The 22051-nt window shown below is 41.9% G+C and carries 19 protein-coding genes; 4 read left to right on the top strand and 15 right to left on the bottom strand.

Features of this window, described 5'->3' with window-relative positions:
* Window positions 1–3 precede the first annotated feature (3 nt).
* The 9 genes from E0F88_RS02210 to E0F88_RS02170 all read right to left on the bottom strand — a co-directional run bounded on the left by E0F88_RS02210 (window position 4) and on the right by E0F88_RS02170 (window position 11878).
* The gene (locus E0F88_RS02210) at window positions 4–1236 is read right to left on the bottom strand and encodes a PAS domain-containing sensor histidine kinase (protein WP_229213647.1); all 1233 of its coding nucleotides are present in this window, start codon (window positions 1234–1236) and stop codon (window positions 4–6) included.
* A 221-nt stretch (window positions 1237–1457) separates the two neighbouring features.
* A complete protein-coding gene (gene hemN, locus E0F88_RS02205) occupies window positions 1458–2822 on the bottom strand; it encodes an oxygen-independent coproporphyrinogen III oxidase (RefSeq protein ID WP_131956221.1) in 1365 nt (454 codons plus the stop codon).
* A gap of 313 nt (window positions 2823–3135) precedes the next feature.
* A complete protein-coding gene (locus E0F88_RS02200) occupies window positions 3136–3837 on the bottom strand; it encodes a sulfite exporter TauE/SafE family protein (protein ID WP_229213646.1) in 702 nt (233 codons plus the stop codon).
* Window positions 3838–3853: 16 nt separating this feature from the next.
* Window positions 3854–4300 (bottom strand): FixH family protein, encoded by a 447-nt coding sequence (locus E0F88_RS02195; protein ID WP_131956219.1) that lies wholly within the window; start codon window positions 4298–4300, stop codon window positions 3854–3856.
* A gap of 34 nt (window positions 4301–4334) precedes the next feature.
* Entirely contained in the window at window positions 4335–5747 is a 1413-nt protein-coding gene (ccoG, locus tag E0F88_RS02190; protein ID WP_131956217.1) for a cytochrome c oxidase accessory protein CcoG, read from the bottom strand.
* A gap of 84 nt (window positions 5748–5831) precedes the next feature.
* Window positions 5832–6857 (bottom strand): c-type cytochrome, encoded by a 1026-nt coding sequence (locus E0F88_RS02185; RefSeq protein WP_131956216.1) that lies wholly within the window; start codon window positions 6855–6857, stop codon window positions 5832–5834.
* A gap of 51 nt (window positions 6858–6908) precedes the next feature.
* The gene (gene ccoN, locus E0F88_RS02180) at window positions 6909–9059 is read right to left on the bottom strand and encodes a cytochrome-c oxidase, cbb3-type subunit I (protein WP_131956214.1); all 2151 of its coding nucleotides are present in this window, start codon (window positions 9057–9059) and stop codon (window positions 6909–6911) included.
* Between the two features lie 81 nt (window positions 9060–9140).
* A complete protein-coding gene (ccoS, locus tag E0F88_RS02175) occupies window positions 9141–9332 on the bottom strand; it encodes a cbb3-type cytochrome oxidase assembly protein CcoS (protein WP_131956212.1) in 192 nt (63 codons plus the stop codon).
* A gap of 95 nt (window positions 9333–9427) precedes the next feature.
* Window positions 9428–11878 carry a heavy metal translocating P-type ATPase gene (locus E0F88_RS02170; RefSeq protein WP_131956210.1) on the bottom strand — a complete coding sequence of 817 codons (2451 nt, stop codon included), beginning with the start codon at window positions 11876–11878 and terminating at the stop codon, window positions 9428–9430.
* Window positions 11879–12098: 220 nt separating this feature from the next.
* On the opposite strand from E0F88_RS02170, the gene E0F88_RS02165 reads away from it, so the two are divergent.
* On the top strand, window positions 12099–13043 hold the full coding sequence (locus E0F88_RS02165) for a bifunctional helix-turn-helix transcriptional regulator/GNAT family N-acetyltransferase (RefSeq protein ID WP_131956208.1): 945 nt from the start codon (window positions 12099–12101) through the stop codon (window positions 13041–13043).
* A gap of 174 nt (window positions 13044–13217) precedes the next feature.
* Here the strand turns inward: E0F88_RS02165 and E0F88_RS02160 are convergent, their stop codons facing one another.
* From E0F88_RS02160 to E0F88_RS02145, 4 genes are read right to left on the bottom strand one after another with little or no spacing between them, the layout of a single operon-like run.
* A complete protein-coding gene (locus E0F88_RS02160; protein WP_131956206.1) occupies window positions 13218–14912 on the bottom strand; it encodes an RICIN domain-containing protein in 1695 nt (564 codons plus the stop codon).
* Between the two features lie 20 nt (window positions 14913–14932).
* On the bottom strand, window positions 14933–15688 hold the full coding sequence (locus E0F88_RS02155; protein WP_131956204.1) for an RICIN domain-containing protein: 756 nt from the start codon (window positions 15686–15688) through the stop codon (window positions 14933–14935).
* On the bottom strand, window positions 15685–17418 hold the full coding sequence (locus E0F88_RS02150) for an esterase/lipase family protein (protein WP_131956202.1): 1734 nt from the start codon (window positions 17416–17418) through the stop codon (window positions 15685–15687). The genes E0F88_RS02155 and E0F88_RS02150 overlap by 4 nt, the downstream gene beginning before the upstream one ends.
* 23 nt (window positions 17419–17441) lie before the next feature.
* Window positions 17442–17987, bottom strand: coding sequence for a Riean_0653 family protein (locus E0F88_RS02145; RefSeq protein ID WP_131956200.1), 546 nt, complete (start codon window positions 17985–17987; stop codon window positions 17442–17444).
* A gap of 239 nt (window positions 17988–18226) precedes the next feature.
* Here E0F88_RS02145 and E0F88_RS02140 point away from each other — a divergent pair, with 239 nt between their 5' ends.
* Complete coding sequence (locus E0F88_RS02140) at window positions 18227–18799, top strand: Crp/Fnr family transcriptional regulator (RefSeq protein WP_131956198.1); 573 nt, start codon at window positions 18227–18229, stop codon at window positions 18797–18799.
* Window positions 18800–18906: 107 nt separating this feature from the next.
* On the opposite strand, the gene E0F88_RS02135 is transcribed toward E0F88_RS02140, so the two are convergent.
* Complete coding sequence (locus E0F88_RS02135; protein WP_131956196.1) at window positions 18907–19503, bottom strand: OmpH/Skp family outer membrane protein; 597 nt, start codon at window positions 19501–19503, stop codon at window positions 18907–18909.
* 86 nt (window positions 19504–19589) lie between these two features.
* Window positions 19590–20840: an asparagine synthetase B gene (locus tag E0F88_RS02130; protein ID WP_131956194.1), complete on the bottom strand. Its 1251-nt coding sequence runs from the start codon at window positions 20838–20840 to the stop codon at window positions 19590–19592.
* 202 nt (window positions 20841–21042) lie between these two features.
* On the opposite strand from E0F88_RS02130, the gene E0F88_RS02125 reads away from it, so the two are divergent.
* The gene (locus E0F88_RS02125) at window positions 21043–21336 is read left to right on the top strand and encodes a putative quinol monooxygenase (RefSeq protein ID WP_131956192.1); all 294 of its coding nucleotides are present in this window, start codon (window positions 21043–21045) and stop codon (window positions 21334–21336) included.
* Between the two features lie 113 nt (window positions 21337–21449).
* On the top strand, window positions 21450–22043 hold the full coding sequence (locus E0F88_RS02120; protein ID WP_131956190.1) for a Crp/Fnr family transcriptional regulator: 594 nt from the start codon (window positions 21450–21452) through the stop codon (window positions 22041–22043).
* Window positions 22044–22051 lie beyond the last annotated feature (8 nt).

Genomic DNA, 22051 nt, shown 5'->3' with positions numbered 1-22051 from the left:
CTACTAGTCGTTTTTGTTATTGGTAGGCACGTGATTCGGCAGTTTTACATAAAATATAGTCCCCCTGCCAATTTCACTGGAAAAGGAAACTTTGCCTCCCATCAGATCAATATAATTTTGTACGATATTTAGTCCGAGGCCTGTTCCCTGCGCATTTCCGGCATTATGGGCCCGGAAAAAACGATCAAAAATATGAGCCTGGTCTGCCTCCGGAATCCCGATGCCTTCATCTTTTATTTCGATTGAAACAAAAGTGTGATCCGATTTTATGCTAAAAAAAATGGATTTGCCTGCTTCGGAATATTTAATGGCATTTGAAAGCAAATTAAAAAGCACGTTTCGCAGCAGTTGTTTGTCGAGCCAAACTTCTGTAATTCCCTCATAATGGAAATGGATTTGCTGCTGTTCTTTACATAATCCTTTAATTTCTTCTATTAGGCCCTGACAAAATTCCTGTAGATTTGCAGACACCGGTATGCTTTGTACCCTACCTTCTTCCAGCTTACCGATGGACAGGAAGTCATTCAGAATTTCCGTCAGATTCGTTACAGCAGATTTGATACGCTGAACGTGCTTTTGTCTTTTATCTTCTTCCTCCGTTTTAGCATAGCGTCCTATAAGAGAAGCGGAAGATAAAATCGTAGCCAAAGGTGTACGAAACTCATGTGAAGCAATCGTTACAAACTGGCTTTTCATGTTGTTAAGTTCGCGTTCCTTCTTTAACGCGCGAATCACTTCCTCCTGCGATTCTTCCACTTTTTTGATTGCGCTTGCCAATTCTTTTGTTCGTTGATTTACCCGCTCCTCCAACTCTGCGTTCAGTTTTTGAATTTCGAGATTTGCTTCGATTATCCGGTTTTCCTGCTTTTTTCTTTCTGTAATATCGATAACGAAACTTACAACAAACTCTCCGTCACTGGTTTTAAAAGGACTCAAACTTACTTCAACCGGAAACTCACTGCCGTCCTGCCTTCTTGCAAACAAGTCCAGAAGATGCCCCATGCCCCTTGCTCGTGGTGCTTCAAGATATTCGTCGCGATAATCGACATGTTTTCCGCTGAATCGTTGAGGGATAAGTGTTTCAATTTTTTTTCCTACCAATTCTATATCGGTATAACCAAACAGCTCTCTTGCCTTCGGATTAAGCATCACAATTGTTCCTGCCTTATTTACCACAACAATGCCCTCGGTTGCGTGTTTAAACAACGCATCCAGCATCTCGATATGCCGTGTCATCACCTTTGTATGAATTAAAATATCATGATCAAACATACCAAGGTACAGGAGATAGGTGAAGGGAACAAGATTTAAACCGGCAATTGATGTTTGTACTAATGATAACTAACTGATTTTATAGGTATTTCAGAAATATTCAGGTCTCAATTTTCGTATATAATGGTCAGGTAATCAGTTGAAAACTGAATCTTGTAATTTGCTCATCGAATATTGCTCTTGCTTCAAACAGTCTGACTAAAAAGTGCTGTCTGAGGCAGACTTGCCCAGAGTTTTGCATCAAATGCCATACAGACGTTCCTTACAAAGGGTTTTCCTGCTTCGGTCACGCGCAAATGATAAGGTTTAATAACAACCAAGTCGTCAAATTCCATTTCAGATAGCCTTTCAACAGCCCGGTAAACCTCATCACAAACTTCACCTGATGCCGTCCAGGAAGTTTCAAATTGCGTCATCAGATTCAAAATATGTCGTCTCAGGATCAAATCTTCTTTGGTGAGTTCATGTCCGCGAATGATCGGAATTTCTTCTTTGTCAATACGTTTGTAATAATCCTCTACCTTTTTTTCGTTTTGCACATAACCGGTCCAGGTATCGCTGATCGATGAGGCGCCAAGTCCTATCAGCAGCTGTGTACGGGTATCAGTATAACCCATGAAGTTCCTGTGCAAACGCTGTTCCATCTGTGCTTTGTATAATTCATCGGTTTCTAAAGCAAAATGATCCATGCCAATGTCTTTGTAACCCGCTAGTTCCAGCGCGTTTCTTCCGGTTTCGTAAATGGCCATTTTTTTATCAGGATCAGGAAGGTCCAGTTCGGTGAAATTCCTTTGTCCGGGTTTGATCCAGGGCACATGTGCATAGCTGTAAAATGCAATCCGGTCCGGTTTCAGCCTGATAACCTTCATCATGGTCTCCATCATGTAACAGGTTTTTTGCTGAGGCAGTCCGTAAACGATATCATAGTTCACCGATGTGTAACCTATTTCACGTGATTTTTTTGTGAGATGACTTACCTGTTCATAGGTTTGATGGCGATTGATAACAGCCAGAACAAGCGGGTTAAAGTCCTGTACGCCAATGCTGATACGTCGGAAACCAATATTATACAAAGCTTGTAAATGTTCGTCCGTAGTATTGCCGGGATGTGCTTCAAAACCGAACTGAGCTTTTGGATGAACATCGGCATTTTTGAGCAGACCTTTTACAAGCCTGGTTAAATTGTCCGGACTGAAAAATGTGGGTGTGCCTCCGCCCAGGTGTATTTCCCTTATGACAGGTTTTGTTTCACCAAAAATGGAAAAGTACATTTCCCATTCTTTCAAAACCGCATTAATATATTTCGTTTCAACTGCATGATTGACGGTAATTCTGGTATTACATCCGCAGTAGGTACAAAGACTTTCGCAAAATGGTAGATGAATATAGAGACTTATCCCTTCCTTATGATTTGAAAAAGTAAAGGCTTCTTTTACAAGATTTTTCCATTTTTCCTGGGTTGGCGGTGTAGTTTGCCAATAGGGAACAGTCGGGTAGCTGGTGTACCTCGGACCGGGCGTATTGTATTTAAACAGCAAATCCTTATCCATGACAAAAAAGCGGTTTTGAAGTATATAATTATGAATCAAAACTACCAAGGTGATGTACTTTAAAACATGACGTTGGTCATGAAAAAAACTTACTCTTGTGCGGAATTTTTGACGGGTTTGAAGAATAATAGAAGGCACCTGCGGAGCCATTATCTTATGACTCGTTGCATTTTTCTATAAACAGGATGCTTCTGCGAAGCAACTTTCTGGTGGAAACTGGAGTTCTTCCAACGGCCACGGAGTGGCCTCCTGTTTATAAAATGAATTTGATTTTAGGCTTTTGCAGCTCCGTAGGAGCTTCCGGACTTACACATCATTTTCCATGACAAATCGTAATTTGCCCGGAAGGCTGATTGGTCGGGTATTCAATCAAAACGCCCCTTGCTACCAACCATATTCCCGCAGCCGTCAAAACGATTGGTGTAATTTTACGCATACGTGAGCGCAGGGCAGGAGTGAGCCATTGTTTGAAGAATCCGACCATCATCATCATGGGTAAGGTGCCGATTCCAAAAAGCAGCATATAAATTCCGCTGCCAGCCATACTTCCTGTTGCTACTGAACTAATGAGGGCCAGATAGACCATGCCGCAGGGAAGTAGCCCGTTTAATATTCCAAGAAACAGCCAGCCGTGAATAGTACGGCTGCGAAGCATAGCGCCCATTTTGGTCCTGACTGATTGAATTGTTTTTTGCCAAAACATTGGTACGTGAAAATATTTATCAAGAAATGCCGGCCAGAAAACATAACTCAACATGATAATTCCTGCAAAAACAGAAAGATAACGGAGATAGCCGATCCATGCCAGAGATGAACTGACGGAGCCGATTAGTAAGCCAAGGAACGCGTAAGTAAGAGCACGGCCGCTATTGTAAAGTAGCAATCCGGCCAACTGCTGCCAGCGGTTTCCTTTTTGAATGGGTAATGCCAAAGCAATAGGTCCGCACATACCGATACAATGGAAGCTGCTCATCAGCCCCATCGAAATCGCCAGGTATGGAAGTGCGGTTATCATTGCGTTCGGTTAAAACTTAGTTCATTCCTATTAAAACTACATCTTCATTAAAATAGGTTACCCCATTCTTTTTCCAGTCAATTTGTAGTTTATAACGTCCGGCCGGAATTTTAAAAGCTGGGATAAGCTGTTGATTCACTTCCGGGTTTATATCAAAACTACGGTCGTTTTTATCGTTGGATGGACAGTAAAGTTTGATGATTCCGGTGATGTTTTTGCCATCATTTGTTTTAGGATAATGTAGCTTTAAGCCCTGTTCATTTACTTCCCAGGTAAGTGGTTCTGCCAGTGTAATGGCACGTTTTGTTTTATCAATTTTATCCTGAAAGATTAACTCTTCTTCGTAATAGTGCTCCGTAGCCAGGTCAATTTTCTGGCTTGCGCTCATTCCTACCAGTACCAATATCATCACAACAAAGCCCAGATACAGCATGGTAATTCCGAGTCCCCAATTGATTTTCATAATGCTTGTCGTTTTATTGAAATCGAGATTTATTTTATTCTTCAGGAGCCATAAAAGTTGTTTCGAAACTTTCCAGCTTTTTATCTCCCTGATAAACAGACATTTTAAGTTTGGTTTTCCGGTTTGGCAAAGCAGATTTTGGAATGATAATGAACAAAGTTCCCTGCGACATTCCGGCTCCATCCAGAGTCAAATCAGGTTTCCCTGCAAAAATCAGCTTTCCTTTTGGAGATTCAAGATGGATTGTTGGCCTTACAACAAAGTTGGTTTTATTAAATATTTTGAAAGTGTAAAGGTTGCTTATGGTTCCGTCCTTGTTTTCTATGTACTGGCTACCCGGTGCACGAAACAACGTGGTTTGGGTATCGGTACGTTTGGCAATCATAATCCCCAATCCCGACCATAGAAGTACCAATACGATGATGTAAGCGATTACCCTGTTTGTGATCAGTTTATTGGTTTTATTCACTATCACGTTTTCGGATGTGTAACGTATCAATCCCGGCTCAAAACCTACCTTATCCATCATCGAATCGCAAGCATCGATACAGGCCGTACAGTTTACACATTCCATCTGTAAACCATTTCTAATGTCAATTCCGGTCGGACAAACTGCCACGCACTGGTGACAATTAATACAATCTCCTTCTGTGCGATCCTGCCCTTTGTGGAGCTTTCCGCGAGGTTCGCCACGTTGGTAATCGTAGGCAACGGCGATTGAATTTCTGTCAAGCAAAACTCCCTGCAAGCGGCCGTAAGGACATACGACTGTGCAGGCCTGATCACGTAGCCAGGCAAAATTAAAATAGAAAACTGCTGTAAAACCGGCAATCCCTGCAAACAGCGGAACATGTTCGGAAATTGGCTCGCTGATAATTTTTCCAAGTTCATCCACACCTAACACGTACGCTAAAAGCAGATTTGCAATTAAAAAGGATACAGCGAGAAATAAAGTATATTTCAAACCTTTTTTCAGGATTTTCTCTGTTGTCCAGGGTGCTTTGGTTAATAATTTCTGCTTACCTGCATCGCCTTCAATCGCATATTCGATTTTGCGGAAAACCATTTCCATAAAGACGGTTTGCGGACAAGCCCAGCCGCACCACAACCTTCCGAAAATAGTGGTAAACAAAACGATGAATACCATGAAAGAAAGCATTGTAAGTCCGAAAAGCCAGTAGTCCTGAGGTCCGATGAAGATTCCGAAAATGATAAACTTCCTTTCCATCACATTAAACAGAAGCAACGGCTGCCCGTTGAACTTCAGAAAAGGCATCAGGAATAACAGCGAAAGTATCAGAACTGTAAACCAGCTTCTGCGGTTGTGCCACTTGCCTTTTGGCTTCTGCGGATAGAACCAGTTACGCTTTCCATCCTCATTCACAGCATTGAACTGATCGCGAAAGGATTCGTCAGGTTCGTAAATGGGTGTATCGAAAGTTTTCATCTTATTGCTGATTTTGGTTCACGCAGAGTAATAAAGGGTTAGGCGTAGAGTTGGCAGAGCTTTTGTTTATTTGTTTGTGTAAAATTATTTTGCTGCCACGTTAGCATTCTGCACCAGTTCGCCCTGCGGTTCTTTTGGGTTGGCGGGTTTGGTCCCTTTTATAGATAAAACAAAGCTGGCTACTTTTTGAATATCGGTCGGAGAAAGCTGTTTCTCCCAGGAGATCATACCTTTTTCGGGAACACCGTATTTAATAACTTTAAACAAATCCCTGATTCCGTCGCCATGCAACCAGTAAGCGTCTGTCAGGTTGGGGCCCACGGATCCACCTCCGTCCGCGCCATGACAGGCGGTACATTTTTCCTGAAATATTGCTTTCCCCTGAGTGATCGTCGATTCATCGGATAATTGTGTTACGGAGTTTTCGTCCATACTGGCACCGACCTTTTCCATGTATGCTTTTTTCTCGATTTCGGCCTGGGCAATTTCTTTATCCAGCTCAGTCAGCTGCATGTCGCCTACTCCGCCGAAATAATAGGCTGAGTAGGAGATTGCGATGACGATCGTAGCTACAAAAAGCGATTGCAGCCAGGGCGGCATGCGGTTATCCAGTTCCTGAATCCCGTCATAATCATGTCCATCGATCAGAATTTCTTTTTCATCACTCAATGACACACCGGCGCCGCTAAATTTTTTCCACCAATGCGTGCTGAAAACTCCTTTGCTTTCTTTTTGCTCCGTTTTTGGAGTAACCTGTTTCAGAAGACTCAGGGAATTAACAAGTAAAATAACAACCATGACGCCCATAAAAAATAGTACGCCAAGCAGCATGTAAAGCAGGATTTCTGTGCCGCTGATGGCTCTGATTTCTTTCGCTTCTTCCTGTGCAAATGCGGAGGAAGAAACAAAAAGAAACATGATTATGGAGAGTAAGCTCTTTTTGACCACACCGTCGCTTAACGGGATGTTGCTCATTTGGCTAAGCTCTTTTTTATCCAGCCTGAAAACAAAAACCAGCAGGGAAACAAAAAAGACAAAAAATATGATGAGGGAAATCAGCGGGAAGATCTCTATTCCCGCTATGGTTTCCAGATAAGTTCGGAATTTCATGATGATTAATTTTGAATGACAGTTTGAATCTTTGACAGATATGTTATCAGGTTATTTCTCTGCTTTGATATCAGTTCCCAGTCTTTGCAGATAGGCTATCAGCGCGATTATTTCCTTGTTTTCATTGGCTTTGATGCCACTCTGTTTTAGTCTTGCCTGTATTTCTTTGGACTGCCGGTGCAAATCTGCGTTGGCAACTTTATCATAATCTTTTTCGTAAGGAACACCAAGCGTTTGCATAGCCCGGATTTTGGCACCAGTTGTGCTTGTATCCAGGTCATCTTCAAGTAGCCATGCGTAACGTGGCATGATCGAACCCGGAGACATCGTTGTCGGATCCTCCATGTGGTTGTAGTGCCACGAGTCCGGATATTTTCCTCCAACCCGGTGTAAATCCGGACCGGTACGTTTCGAGCCCCACTGATGCGGGTGATCGTAGACAAATTCACCTGATTTGGAATACTCACCATAACGTTCAATTTCGGAACGGAAGGGGCGGATCATCTGTGTATGGCAAACGTAACATCCTTCACGAACGTAAACATCGCGACCCTGTAATTCCAACGGGGTATAAGGTTTGATGGCAGCAATAGTCGGAACGTTTGATTTGATCATAAATGTCGGGATCATTTCAACCATACCGCCGATGGCTACTGCAACCAGGGCGAACACGGTTAATGCCAGTGGTTTACGTTCAAGTAACCTGCGATGCCAGTATTCGTTTTTAGGCGCATGCCAGATCGCACTCAAAGGCATGGCTCTGGCCGTTTCGCTGGCAACAAATTTCCCGGTCAGAGCAGTCATCCACAGGTTGTAAATCATGACTACAAAACCGATGATGTACAACGTTCCGCCTACGCTTCGAAGGAAATAGAGTGGTGCAAGCTGCGTTACGGTTTCCAGGAAGTTAGGATATTTCAATAAACCTTCCTGCGTAAATTCTTTCCACATTGAGCTTTGTACCCAACCCGCCCAGTACATTGGAATGGTATAAAACAGGATACCAAGGGTTCCGATCCAAAAGTGGAATGTTGCTGCTTTTTGTGAGTAAAGCGGACGGTTGTAAAGTCTTGGAAATAGCCAGTACAGCAAACCAAAAGTAAGGAAGCCGTTCCAGCCTAACGCACCTACATGTACGTGCGCAACAATCCAGTCGGTATAGTGGGCAATCGCATTTACATTTTTGAATGAAAGCATCGGCCCTTCAAAAGTTGCCATGCCGTATGCGGTAATTGCGACAACAAAAAATTTCAATACAACATCTTCTCTTACTTTATCCCAGGCACCACGCAGAGTCATCAATCCGTTGATCATCCCGCCCCATGAAGGAGCAATAAGCATTACAGAAAATACGGTTCCCAGCGTTTGAGCCCATTCGGGCAAGGCTGTGTACAGTAAATGGTGAGGACCTGCCCAGATGTAAAGGAAGATAAGCGCCCAGAAATGGACAATAGACAGACGGTAAGAATATATTGGCCTGTTTGCTGCTTTTGGCAGGAAATAATACATCAGACCCAGATAGGGCGTGGTGAGGAAAAAGGCAACTGCGTTATGTCCGTACCACCATTGCACAAGCGCATCCTGTACGCCCGCATAAACAGAATAACTTTTAAATAACGAAATGGGTAAGGCAACACTGTTCACAACATGCAGCAGCGCCACAGTGACAAAAGATGCAATATAAAACCAGACGGCTGCGTAAATATGTTCAGTACGACGGTGAATGGTAGTCATGATCAGGTTGATCAGCGCGGAAACCCATACAACAGCAATCGCGATATCAATCGGCCATTCCAGTTCTGCATACTCTTTGGAAGTTGTAAGTCCCATTGGCAGCGTAATGGCTGCCGCAAGAATGATAAACTGCCAGGCCCAGAAATGAAAACGGCTTAAAACCGGGCTCCACATAGGCGTCCTTAAAACTCTGGGAGCGGAATAATAGAGTCCTGTAAAAAATCCGTTTCCAACAAAGGCAAAAATAACGGCATTCGTATGCAAAGGACGGATACGACTGAAAGTCAGATAGGGAATATCCATGTTCAGGTCGGGAAAGACGAGCTGGAAAGCGGCAAGTAAGCCAACCAGCATGCCTATAAGCCCAAACAGGATGGTTGCGATGGCAAAATTTCGTACGATACGGTTATCATATTGAAATTCGTCCAGCTCAACAGATGCGATACCTGGATGTGGAGCGTTTGACATAAAATTAGTAAAGATTTGGTGAATGGAGTTTTATTTGAAAAGGACTTTGGAGTCAGAGAAAGAAACTAAATTGCAAGGCATTCAAAGTGTCTTTGGATCTCTTTTCTGATCGGAAGTTTTGGGAGTAAGTGTTTCATTTTCATCGAGTAAAATCCTGATTGCCGGTGTGTAGTCGTCATCATAATGCCCTCTTTTTACTGACCACATAAATGCGCCAAGAAAACCAAATGCAATCAGTAAACTGGCGATAATCATTACATAAAAGGCAGTCATGAATGAGCAGGTTTTTGTTCTGTTTTATTTATCAAAACTACTTGCTAATGTCTTTTTGAATGATGACGAACAGGCGCTTTAAGGAATGACATTCATCAGTGTTTGATCCACTTTTGTGCTGCCAGATTGCTGGCAAGTGTTGTGAACGCAACAATCGTGATAGAACTAACGGGCATGAGTATAGCTGCAATTACCGGAGAAAGATTACCTGAAACTGCGAAGGTTAAACCCGCAATGTTGTAGAATAATGAAATTCCAAAACTTACTTTGATGATCCTCTGACCAGATTTGGCAAGTTTCATGTAGGCGGGCAAAAGTGCCAGCTGGCTACCTTCGACAATGGCATCACAGGAGGGTGAAAAGTTGTTGATATCGTCAGAAACTGCTATGCCTACGTCACTTTGTCTCAGAGCGCCTGCATCATTCAGTCCGTCACCAACCATCAGCACATTACGGCCTAGTTTGTTTTGCAGATTTTCGATGAATAGTAATTTTTCTTCCGGTTTCTGCTCAAAGAACAAATTGTAATCCTGTCCGAAAATTGGTGCAAGCAAAGCTTTATCAGTTGGTTTGTCACCGGAAAGAAGATATGTCTGATAGCCGCTATTTTGCAGCGAGCTGATCGTTTCAGCCAGTTCAGGCCGGTATTTGCTTTTGATAGTAAAATAACCGCAGATCACACTCTCAATGGAAATGTAAACATGAGATGCATCAATTTGCGCATTTTCCTGCGCAGAGGCTCCGACCCAGCTGGCTGAACCAAGTCTTACTTTCTTTTGCCCCCATAAAGCTTTTATGCCCGCACCTCCGGCTTCAACATAATGACCCAGACTGCGTCGGCTTGCAGATATTCCGGTTAGCTTTTTCACGATCATACGGCTCAACGGGTGGGAAGACTGCATGGCGATGGTCTTGATCATTACCTGCTCTTGAATGGACAATTCTTTCCCTATAAACTCAACATCAGCTTCATTTGCCTGTGTTATGGTTCCGGTTTTATCAAAAACTACTGTATCAATGTGAGCAAGGCGTTCAATTGTGTCGGCATTTTTTGGATAAAAGCGATGCTTGCCAAAAAGTCCCAAAAGATTGCCATTCGTAAAAGTAGATGATAGCACTAGCGCGCAGGGGCAGGCCACGAGCAAACAGGTTGTGAAGGCACGAAATGCTGTTTCCGGATTTTTTAAAATGATAAACCAAACCAAAAAAGTAATCGCAGCTATGATGAGGACAATCACGGAAAAGTACTTATTGATCCTGGCTGCAAGCGTCTGGCTCTGATCTTCTTTTTCTTTGGAAAAAGTATCATGATTCCAGAGTTGTGTCAGGTAGCTTTGAGATACTTTTCGAAGTACTTCCAGCTCAATCGAAGGGCCGGTTTGTTTGCCGCCTGCGTAAATGGTATCACCGATTTTTCTCTCTACCGGTTCTGATTCTCCTGAAACAAAACTATAATCGATCATTGCTCTCGAACTTAACAGAACGGAGTCTGCCGGAATCAGCTCTTCATTTCGTACAATAATCCTATCGGGCGGACCCAAATCAGTTATGGGTATACGACTTTCTACACTATTTTTTATAACAGAAACGGCCACAGGAAAATACGATTTGTAATCTCTGTCGAAGGAAATACCTGCATAGGTTTTGTCCTGGAAATACCTGCCGATCAGCATGAAAAAAACGGCGCCTGCCAGTGAATCGAAATACCCCGGACCGGTTTCGGAAACGATCTGGTATATACTTGTTAGAAAAACACAGAGCAAAGCAAGTGCAATCGGTGCATCAATGTTCAGGTATTTGCCCCTCAATGCCGACCAGGCCGACTTGAAAAAGTCGGAAGCGCAGTAAAAAAATACCGGCAGACTTAAAGCGAAATTTAAAATAGCGAACATCGTCCGAAGGTTTTCGTCTGATGAAGACCGTCCCAGGTTGAAATATTCCGGAAAACTCAGCATCATAATATTGCCGAACGCAAAACCCGCTATCCCGATTTTGTACAATCTTGTCCGGTTCCATTTTCTGATCTGCTTGCCTTCCACATCGTTCAGGCTGACATAAGGTTCGTATCCAAAACGTGTAAGGAGTTCGGCCAGCTCACTGAGTTTGATCTGACCGGCTTCAAAAGTTATCCGGACTTTTTTCTCAGGAAAATTCACCACCGAACTGCGGACCGCCGGATTGATGCGGTACAATTGTTCGAGCAGCCAGATACAAGAGCTGCAATGTATTTTTGGGATCAGCCAGTTTACCCTGGCCAACCGGCCGTCCGTAAATTCCAGCATCTTTTCGCTGATTTCAGGCAGATCCAGATAATCATACTTTCCCTTAAAATAGGTTTTATCGGGAGAAATCCCCTGCGCACCGTCGATACTGTAATAACGGCAAAGGTCATTCTCTTTAAGTAAATCATAAACCACAGAACATCCGTCGCAACAAAACTCGTGGTCGTCCTGCATGATAATTTCATCCAGACACTCGTCTCCGCAATGGAAGCAGGTATGTGTGGTGTGAACTTCATTTTCAATTGTAAGTTTTTCGGCGTTCATGATTTTGCTCCAATGATTCTCATCCGATGGTGATGAAATGCAATTTTTTGTAAACTGTGGATCAAAATTGGCAGAATCAGGCGGGGGAGAAGATGACCGGGATAGGCTAAAAGAATGACTTTGGTCAGGAAATCAGAATTGGAGTTACAAAATCTGAATTGCTAAATTTTATATATGTAGTTAACTACGTATATTTGCACATAAATAAAACGAAAAATGTATGAATCTATTTGATGAGTCAGGCGCTTTGGCAGTTTCAACACGTTTGCAGCGGTTGAGTGATCAGTTTAGAAAGGATGGGATGCTCATTTATCAGGCAAATCAAATAGACTTTGAACCCAAATGGTTTCCGGTGATTTACGCGCTGCATATCAAATCGTCATTAAGTATTCTGGAGCTTTCGGAAGAAATCGGTTATGCGCATCCTTCCACGATCAGTTTGCTTAAAGAACTTGAAAAAGAAGGTTTGATTGAATCTTTCAAAGATGAAAAGGATGAGAGAAAACGAATGGTCAAATTAACTGTGAAAGCGACTGCGCTTGTTGAAAAAATGCAGCCGGTTTGGGATAAAATACGGCGGGCCGCAACTGAAATTACCAATACCGCAAACAATCTTTTACTGGCTATGAATGAAACAGAATATCAATTGAAAAAGGAAAGTTTTTTTGACCGGTATCAACGTATAAGCCAGGAAGAAACCGAATCTGCGATACAGGTTGTGGATTATAAGCCTGAGCATGCAAAGGCGTTTTACGATTTGAATTTTGCCTGGATTTCAGAAGTTTACGAAGTGGAGCCTGAGGACGAAAAAGTGTTGTCCGATCCCGAAAAATATTATTTAAAAAACGGTGGAGCGATACTGATTGTTTTGTATAATGATGAACCGGTCGGGACCTGTGCTTTAAAATTAAGCAGCGAGGGGATTTTTGAAATGAGTAAAATGACGGTGTCGAAAAAGATTCGCGGTAAAAAAATAGGTGAATTGCTGGGTAATGCAATCATTAAAAAAGCAGGCGAGATGGGGGCCAGAAAAGTCATTTTGTATTCCAATAAAAAAGGTTCGGCTGCCGGAATCAACTTGTATCGTAAGTTAGGTTTTGTTGAAGTACCGTTAATTAGAGCAGATTATAAAAGAGCTGATATTAAAATGGAGCTGGATCTTTGATTGAGATCCAGCTCCATTATGGAATCTAAACTGCTTTGTTTTGCCTATTTAATCAAAATTATTTTTTCGGTTTTAACTCCAAATCCTTTACTTAATGCAACAATGAAGCTGCCTGAGGTATGTGATGGAAGCGTAATTCTTTCATGGTGAGTCCCCTTTCCGTTCAGAACCTTTTTATAAACATTTTTTTCCCTGCATGTCTATCACATTTAAAACTGCATTCTTATTTATTTCCAGAAAGAAGGAAACTTCAAAAGTTCCAATATTGGGGTTGGGAGCAACAATTAAATCTGACTCCATCTCTTGTTGGGAACCCTTATTAGTAAATGCTTCAGCCTGACCAATTCTGGCATTTGGGCTACAATTGATCGTTTTGGGTGAATTGATTAGCTCGTAAGAGCAGCCCGACGCCTGAACCCTGATAGAGCGGTTTTGCCCGTTGAGCAGAAACGAAGGCGTTGCAATTTGAAATCCATGTACACCATTTCCAATGTTAGCATCAACCAAATCCTGGCGGAAAATACTTGCGGGCACATTGCCTTGAATTAACGTGGTACCTTCAAATATATCTACATTGATTACTGTATTTGGTTGACTTGAATCGTATATCCAGCCATTAATTGCTGCACAGCCAGCATCCATATGCCCATACATTGCATTACAGTTTACTCCAGAACTGCTTCCGCCCACAGTAATCGACACCGTGCTTGATTTATTGCTGCATCCGTTTTTACTGGCAGTTACAGTATAATAATAGGTGCCGGGAGAACTGGGTGCGTTAATATTAACCGAAGAATTATTTCCACTTATTCCATTGCCGTCCCACGAATAAGTTACCGCCCCACAGTCCCCTCCGTTACAGGACGCATTTAACTGAATGGGATTGTTAATAGAGGGGGCGCTATTAGAACTACCGGATGAAATATTGAAGTCACAAGTGGAATTATTATTTCCGCATCCTACCGGAGAGAAATAAAAGCGCTGATTATCAGCATTTAGATTACCCCATAAGTGTAGGTAACCGCCATCGTATATACTCACGCTTTCGATATCGGCTAGCAGACCAGCACTATTTTTAGCGCTAGCTGTAAATGTAGCATCTCCTTGCAAACTCAAAATCCACTTTTGATTGTTGGTATTATACCAGTCATATTGATTGATTGTACTACCATAGGAAGATCCTGTTGCATCCCAAACTTTATTCGAACTCTTTGACTGGATTTTGTAGCAGTCGCCATCAACGAAAGAAAGCTGAAAAATTTGATTAGTCTGACCGTTTGCGCCGTATTGCTTAATTGATGCCCCATCATTGTTATTGTCAGGCTGCATGAATTTATTAGAATGCTTGGCCTTGATTGTGTAACATCCGTTAGCCAAACCAGATCCACTACTTCCGGACACAACTGTTACAGTAACATTTCGCGATTGACTGGAGCATCCGCCTTTGCTTATTGTTAAATTATAAACATATGTTCCAGGAGAAGGGGCATTAAGGTTGTAGGAATTCGAATTGCCTGAGATTCCGTTTCCGCTCCATGAATATGTTACTGAACCGCAATCAGATCCTGAGCAGGATGAGTTCAAAGAAATATTTTGCCCAGGTGTCGGATTAGTAGTTGGACCAGATGTAATTACATTAAAATCACAGTTATTGCTTGTTGAGCAATTAGCCGGGTCGAGATAAAAACGTTGGTTATCTGTTCCGAACGGTTGCCATAAATGTAAGCCGGCACCGTCATCCCCGCTAATGCCTTCTGTATCAGCTACCATAGAAGGTGCATGCTTTGGTGAGATCTTGTATGTACCATCTCCCCAAGAGCCCAAAAACCATTTTTGGTTGTTGCCACCTGCATATGTCCATTGTTTCACTAACGTTCCATTTGTTGTTCCTAAACCAAATGCATCCAGACCATGTTTGTCATTTTGGAAGTAATTTTATAAGAATCGCCATCAACAGTTTCAAATTGGAAAATCTGGTTTGTTTGTCCACTTGCTCCATATTGACGAAGTCTGCCTCCATTTGAACCATCCTCCGGTTGCGAGTATTTGTTAGAATGTTTTGCTTTGACCGTGTAACAACCATCTGTAAGAGGTAAGACAGGTGCTGAACACTGTTGATCTGCCAGTGCGAGCTGAGCCTTAACAAAGTCTACTCCGGCCTTTGTCACCTGGGTATGTTCCTCATTGTTGTTTTCAGGAGCATATAATGCATCAAATGGAGTATCTGCCTGAACATTGATTGAACTAAGCGAATTGCCCCAATCACGGTTGGGATTGTTTAAGGCAAAAGAGCTGACAGAAGGAATGAAGGTGGTTTGAGTAAAATTAATTTCTGGAATAATTTTATAAACCCATTTTTCCCTTGCAGCCTTGTCCGTTACCCTGGCAAATAAATTTTGATATGCACCTGGAACCAGATCCATACTTGGCTGGCTGTTTCCTGTTATCACATACCCATCATCGTAATGTCCTGCTACGTGTTTCTTTGCTACAAAGCAACCGTCACTATATGCAGGTGCTGTATATGCCCGCGCTTCAAGTGGCGGGACATCACATACTTTCTCTGTGATCCAGAAAAGTCCTGGTACCAATGCCCAGCAAGTAACTGCTGCACCAAGCGGCTTCAGTTCAGCGGTTACTTTCATAGATTGAACGATGGACTATAATTTTGGAAAATACCTGCCTTGCTTCCATTATTTAGGGCCACCTTACGCATACAGGCAGCCTGAGGAAAACCCATGTTATTCATAGTTTGTGCGAACCTATCTCTGAATCCTGGCGCACCCGATACCAGTGAACTCACTCCACTGACTCCGTGTCCCAAATGATGTTGAATGGCCATTTGTTTAGCAGCCGGTGATTCCAGTTGTTCATGAAGTGCCACTCCTGCTTCCGGTGATATCTTCTCCATCATTTTAAGCCAGAATTGCAACCCCAACGTAACATTGGCTCCGTGATGCGGACTGTCAAACGATACCCACAACTTGCAGTTGGCATTCATATTGTTCTGCTCCATGTATCGCAATGCGTATCTAGATATTAGCCCTCCCATACTTGGGCCAATTACAGTGATCTTTTCATTGCTACCATTGGCTTGCAGTTGTTGGTTAATTCGCTTGATCAATTCCACCAATACAAATGCATTCCGCTCGATGTAATCGCCTCCACCGACACGATACTTTTTAACTTCTTGCAAATAATAACCGTTGGACGGTTGGTACCAGTTCCAAAGAGAACATACATACTCACTTGAAGTATATTCATATTTAGGTAAATTCAGTATGATTATATCATAGCCGTTGCCAGGAGTATTTTGACGTAAATCGTTTCCTAAATTTAAATCTTCTCCGTTATGAATATATTTTAGTCTATCATAGTATATTAAGTGAGCATTTCTATCCTCCCCTGGATCGAACCCGTCAATTATAATGATTGGTTTTCGAAGTTGGGAACGCCCCTTAGCGTAGTATGTTAGATATTGTCCATAACCCAAAGAGGAAGAAGTTTCATCATATCCCTGAAACGGAATAGTGGCCCGGATATCACTTGAGTCAACCAAGGAAATATTGTATGCGTCCATTCTCGGATAATTTAAAGTTCGGGCAACAGATTTGTTAGCATGACTCTGATTGCTCACTACAATAGTGGACCGGGCAGTCTTTTGCAATCCATTGCTCAGATTAATCGTAAACAAAATGTTTTTCTCACCCTCGGTATTGTAGGTGACTGTCTGAGATAGCCCGCCCGGATTAAAAGTTTTAATGGGGTTGCCATCTCCAAAATCAACCTGAATGTTTGTAACATGTTCATTTCTGCATGTGATAGCAGCCCACTGTGGAAAAGTAAAACCTGACGTACCCCTTGGAATTGTAGGCACCAATGCGGCGGCTACGATATTTTCCTTGGATTGAAACACCTGAGAGGATGTGAATCCTGGTTTAATTTCATACATTTTGTTTGCTGTTACATCCAAAGCATTGTAGTTGAGAACGTTGAAGTTAGCTAGTATAACTCCAATAGGGACGGTATTAAGGGTTTCGGAGCTATGGTAAATAAGGTTCCGCATCTGTTCATACGTCAGTTTGTTTTCCTTATTATAGGACGCTTGGTGCAACTCGTAATAGGCATTGAGCCAATGTCCTGAATTAGAAGGCTCTATTGGCGAAAACGTGTCTAAATGTGCGTTTTTGAAGGCACGATCGTATAATATACCTGTAGATACAAGAGATTTGTCGAGATTGGTAAAGGCATAATCTGCTGCTTGCAGGTGATCCTGATATTGTGGTACGTTTAGTACCCGCTCGTTCTGAGCAATTAGGTTGAAAACTGGGCATAACGATGCCAGGCCTAGAAATAGGCGTACAAATTTTTTCATGATTTTACAGTTTAGGGTATACTTTAAAGTGTTTTACTGTTTATATCGAAACGACCGTCTGTGATTTTTGTAACGTTTCCACTCGAATTGGCTGCCGTGAACTCAAAAGTTCCTGAGATTATTCCAGTTAAAGTATCTGCTTTTATCAGTGTAATTGTTCCAGTGTTGATATTAGAGGTAATGAACTCTTTTTGCTGCGAATTTCTATATAAACCATAATTACTTGGTTGAAAGGAAGCTCCATATGGATGTGTTTTTCTATCTAAGTTCTTCGGACCCACGTCAATTGTTTCTAAGAAAAGATGGACTTCTTGATTATCACTAGAATAGGTAGAAATCCAGATTTTACTAATACTGTATTGATCCCCTCGAAAGAAACCGCCATCGATTGGAGGTATGTTAACAAAAATGGAACCCCTGCCATCGGGTATCCATACTTTTCCATTCACTTTGCAGGAGAACGTATTTTTGCCTTCCTGAGTAAGAGGCGTGAGTTCCGGGCCTTTATCGCAGCCCCAGATGAGCAGGAGAGCTACTAACGCTGTCGTGTATAGGTTTGTCTTTTTCATTGATTTGATTAAGTTAGTTGAAAAGTGTTTTGTCAAAAATTTTAAAATTTTACGGTGGTTTCATGGACTGGTTGATTTAAGTTAATGATTTTTGCATAAGCAAGTTAATGTGATAATCAGGTTTTGTATCTTGTTGCTGGACATTAATTTAGGTTGTCTCAGAACAATATTTTCAGTTGTCTCAGAACAATATTAACTTAATAACTATTTATAAATATGTAACTTACTTCATCATCAATATGAAAAATACCAGCACTGTTCAGGAGCTTTCCAAGATCCTTCGCCAATCTGAAACGTTTTCATCACTGTGGCTTAAACCACGTTTTTTTTCGAATGGAAAAATTCTGACAGATGTGGGTGACGTCAGCCACAACCTTTATCTGATCGAAAAAGGAGTAATGAGGGCTTACTATGAAAGGAAGCAGTCAGATATAACTGCCTGGATGGTTTCTGATGGAAATATCGCCTGTATTGCAGATAGCTTTCTGATGCGGTCGCCGTCCAGTGTCGGACTCGAAACACTGGAAGACACATGGGCATATCCCGTTTCTTACGAGCAGTACTGCTCCATACGTGAGCACGACAGTATGACTGCAAGTCTGGTCATTTCGCTTTTTGAAAATTATCTGGTTCTTTCCCAGAAAAGAATCGAATTACTTAGATACAATTCCGTTGAGGAACGGATTGCCAAATATTTGCAGCATTCGGCGTCGCTGTTTCGTCGCATCCCGGATCGTTACATTGCGACCTTTCTGGGAACTACAGAATCCACATTTTGCAAATGCTTGAAAAGGATTTTGAGGGAACACTAATGGTCAATGAAGAAACTATACGATGCGGTACTGATAATAATTAGGCCAATAAAAAAGCCGCAAGTTGGTTAAACTTCCGGCCCGATCTGAGATGTTTGATAAACTTCTTATTTCTTATTCATCATCTGCGGAATCCCAATTTTTCGTGCAGAAGCCGCCGTGCTGTCAACACCGAGATTTTTCAGGATCTCGGATGTAAGTGTGGCAGTGGTATCTTGTGCGTACAAAACAACCGGCCAAAGATCGCCGCCATCGGGATTCAGATCCATACGCAACAGAAAAGTATATCCTTTTTGCCTTCCTGCAAATACGATGGCATCGTTAACTTTCTTTTTGATAGGGGTGAATTTCCTGCCATAATAGTTCCGGAGTTCTGTGGTGGAATTGTTTTGAAATTCCTCATAGGACTTTTTTAAATTTTCCAGCTCAGTTGCCTTATCCTTTAATATCGCATCACTTGCCTGTCCGGACACCAGCTTTTCAAATACTGCTCTTTTTGTTTCGAATTCGTCAAATTTGCTTTTTAAAATTTTATCGTATTGCTCACTTTTTTCAGTGATTTCCTGATTCAGTTTTTTAAACTCAGGAAGATTTGCGAAAATGTACTGCTGATCGACATGGCCTATTTTCATATCCTGCGCCTGTACAAAACCCGCGGCAAGAAACAAAAACGCTGTGAAAAAAATAGAAGACAATGATCTCATACTATTGGGTTGGGTTAAAGAGTGGAAACTTTAAACCAAACGGAACTGCCTGATTTCTATTGTCTTAAAAAATGTTAAAACGAAATTCAGGTTTTCCGCTTCTTTTTTCTGGCTGAGGGGAAAAGTACATTATTTAATATTAACCGATATCCTGGTGAGTTTGGATAGAGATTCAAATCTGTTGGCATTCTGCGTCCGCCGCCGCCGCGTCCTTCGGGATCATGTCCGCCATAAAAGGTCCACTGTCCTCTGCCCATTTCACCATAAATGTACCGGTCCGACTGGCTGCTGGTTCCCATCACCAGCGCACTCGGTTTAACCGTATTTTTTGAAAAGGCAGTTGTTTGTCCAAAAAACTCGCGGATCAGATTCTCATGATTTTGAACGAGCATGGCCGGTATCACATCCCATTTTGCTGAAAAATCAAACAAAGAAAAATAGGCATCGTTGTCACCAAAACCACGAAAACGCCCACCAGCGGAATTGATGTCGGAGAAGTTCATGCCATCATATTCATCCAGCTGTAATTTAAAATTGTGAAAAGCGAAAGTTTTGGTGAAATCCAGCTTGGACTGTGCCTGCGGGTCGACTCCGTCTCCATCGAAATGATCGACAATATCCACACCTTCGGCGGCAAGCGCAATATCAAAAGTTTCGGCACCGGAACACATTGCAAACAGAAATCCACCTCCCGCACAAAATTCCTTGATGCTCTTGGCGACAGCCAGTTTCATGTGTGAAACCTTCGTATAGCCAAAACGGTTTGCTATCGATTCCTGTGCCTTCACGTCCACCTCTGATGTCCGGCGCATGTTACGGCCAAACTGCCCTGTGAAATCCTCATGATGCAGATGCAGCCAATCGTATTTTGGTAAATCTCCTTTTAAAATTTCTTCGTCATAAATCACTTCGAATGGAATTTCCGCATATTTTAATACCAAAAGAACTGCATCGGTGTTTTCAAATTCTGCCGGACTGATTTTGATTGGGGAATAAACGGCAATTTTTGCGGCTTTGTGCAGTTTAATCACATCCATATTGACATCAGGTCGGGTAATCTGGCTTACGATTTGTTGCGTTGCTGCATCGGAAAGAACTTCATAAGAAATGCTCCTGAGCTTGCATTCCTTTTCAACCGACTTACTGTATTGCACCATAAAGCTGCCTCCGCGATAGTTCAACAGCCAGTCCACGTCGATGTCTCCCTTTAATAACATGTATGACAAGCCGTAAGCTTTCAAATGATTGCTTTGGGTTTTGTCCATTGGGATCAACAGGGAATTGGCAAAGGCGATTTGCGGAAAAAGTAGCAGAAATAAAGATATAAACCTTATCATATATGCTAAGCCGGTTAAATTTTGCAGGAAATTTATCAGGAGGAAGTGTTTCAAATTTAATAAAATAATACCAATTATTCCGCTGACAATGAGGGTTTTTATATTGTGGGAACATTTAGTTAATTACTTGTAATCTTTAAACCGGCAGAGCACGTAGGTGTTTTGGTAAACTCAAAATATTAAAACCCCCAAATAACACCAAATGGTAAAATTGGCATTACTTGTCAGGATGGAAGCAAAGCCCGGCAAAGAAGATGACGTTGAAGAATTCCTGAAAAGCGGCCTTTCATTGGTCATGGACGAGCCGCTGACTGCTTCCTGGTATGCGTTAAAAATTGGTCCCTCGACATTCGGGATTTTTGATACTTTTGAAGCGGAAGAAGGACGCGATGCACATCTTTCGGGAAAAGTTGCAGAAGCTTTAATGGAAAACGCTGCTGCGCTGCTAAGCTCGGCACCAGTAATCGAAAAGATTGAGTTACTGGCTGTGAAATAAATCCGGAATATCCTTCCTGTTTGGACCGTTATTTAGCCTAGAAATCATTGGTGTCCGGTGATTTAATCAAATTAAAGATTATTTTTGTTAAAGCCTTCACAAACTGATATTTAATGACAGAAATTGAACTTTTAGGTCATGCTTTTAAAGCATTTTCCGGAATGGATGAAAAGGAATTTTCTTTGTCCTTACCCTATTGGCAACACCGTTCTTACAAAAAGGGAGAGTTTTATAACGAGTACAAAAACGTATGTAAACATCTGGGATTTATTCTCGATGGTGTTTTCCGTACGTATTATATTAATGAAGATTCTGCTGAAGAGAAAAATGTATTTTTCTTCTCCAAAAATCAGGTTGTTGTTTCATATAAAAGTTTTGTGAACCAAACACCATGCGACTATTACACCGAATCCATGGTGGAATCTTCCATTCTGTATATTCACATCAATCATTTACATCAACTTTATGAGCAGTCGCACCAATGGGAAAGGTTTGGCCGGCTCGTTGCCGAAACTGCTTTTAATATTGCCATGACGCGGACTGAACATTTTATGTTTCGTACACCGGAACAGCGTTATCTCGAACTGATTGAAAAACATCCGGATATTTTTAATTCAGTTCCGCTTTACCACATTGCTTCTTATTTGGGTATTCAGGGGCCATCTTTGAGCCGTATCAGAAAAAGAATGGCGAGCGAACGATTTTAACCTGGGTT

It is taken from the genome of Dyadobacter psychrotolerans (assembly GCF_004349265.1).
Taxonomy (GTDB): Bacteria; Bacteroidota; Bacteroidia; order Cytophagales; family Spirosomataceae; genus Dyadobacter; species Dyadobacter psychrotolerans.
This window is presented reverse-complemented; position numbering and strand designations above follow the sequence as displayed.